The sequence below is a fragment of the Halomonas sp. genome (genome assembly GCF_041689495.1).
Taxonomy (GTDB): domain Bacteria; phylum Pseudomonadota; class Gammaproteobacteria; order Pseudomonadales; family Halomonadaceae; genus Halomonas.
In genome coordinates this window covers 1-1,240 of the sequence record NZ_JBDNGD010000233.1, presented here as the reverse complement: position 1 = coordinate 1,240, position 1,240 = coordinate 1, and the positions used below count along the sequence as shown (strand labels likewise).

The window sequence follows — 1,240 nt, the reverse complement described above, 5'->3', positions numbered from 1 at the left end:
CCGGCCGGCTTCGTCGGCGGCCGCCCCATCGGCCTGCAGATCCTCGGCACCCACTTCGCCGAGGCGCGCCTGCTCAATGTCGCCCACCAGTTCCAGCAGGCCACCGACTGGCATCGCCGTCGTCCGGCCATTGCCGAGGAGACCCTCTGATGGAATGGGAAACAGTGATCGGGCTGGAGGTACACGTCCAGCTCGCCACCCGCTCGAAGATCTTCTCCGGCGCCTCCACCGCCTTCGGTGCAGCACCCAATAGCCAGGCCTGTGCCGTTGACCTGGGCCTGCCAGGCGTCCTGCCCGTCCTCAACGAGGCGGCCGTGGCCATGGCCGTGAAGTTCGGCCTGGCGATCCATGCCGAGATCCCCGAGGTCTCGGTGTTCGACCGCAAGAACTACTTCTATCCGGATCTGCCCAAGGGCTACCAGACCAGCCAGATGTACCACCCCATCGTCGGTGCCGGCGAGGTGGAGATCGGCCTGGACGACGGCAGCACCAAGCGGATCCGGGTGCACCATGCCCATCTGGAAGAGGACGCCGGCAAGTCGCTGCACGAAACGTTCTCTAACCCAATGGGCCACGGCATAACCGGCATCGACCTCAACCGCGCCGGCACCCCGCTGCTGGAGATCGTCTCGGAGCCGGACATGCGTTCGGCCAGGGAGGCAGCGGCCTACCTCAAGGCGATTCATTCGATCGTCACCTATCTGGGAATTTCCGACGGCAATATGGCCGAGGGCTCCATGCGCTGCGATGTCAATGTCTCGGTGCGCCCGGTCGGCCAGGCCGAGTTCGGCACCCGGGCGGAGATCAAGAACGTCAACTCCTTCCGCTTTGTCGAGCGCGCCATCGCCTTCGAAGTGGAACGCCAGGTCGAGCTGCTCGAGGACGGCGGCACGGTCGTCCAGGAAACCCGTCTCTTCGATCCTGAGCGCGACGAGACCCGCAGCATGCGGACCAAGGAACAAGCCAACGATTACCGTTACTTTCCCTGCCCCGATCTGCTGCCGGTGGTGCTCGACAGCGCTTATGTCGACCACCTGCGTGCCTCCCTGCCGGAGCTGCCCGCCGACAAGCGCGACCGCTTCCAGAGCGAACTGGGGCTTTCCGCCTACGACGCCGGAGTGCTCTCGACCAGCCGCGAGATGGCCGAATACTTCGAGGCGGTCATGACCGCCTGCGGCGATGCCAAGCAGGCCGCCAACTGGGTGCAGGGCGAGTTGTCCGGCGCCCTGAACCGCGAGGG

The 1,240-nt window shown here is 65.7% G+C and carries 1 protein-coding gene; it reads left to right on the top strand.

Annotated elements, in window-relative coordinates:
* Positions 1-149: 149 nt before the first annotated feature.
* On the top strand, positions 150-1,240 hold a 1,091-nt coding region (gatB, locus tag ACESMD_RS08260; protein WP_372612107.1), incomplete at its 3' end, for an Asp-tRNA(Asn)/Glu-tRNA(Gln) amidotransferase subunit GatB.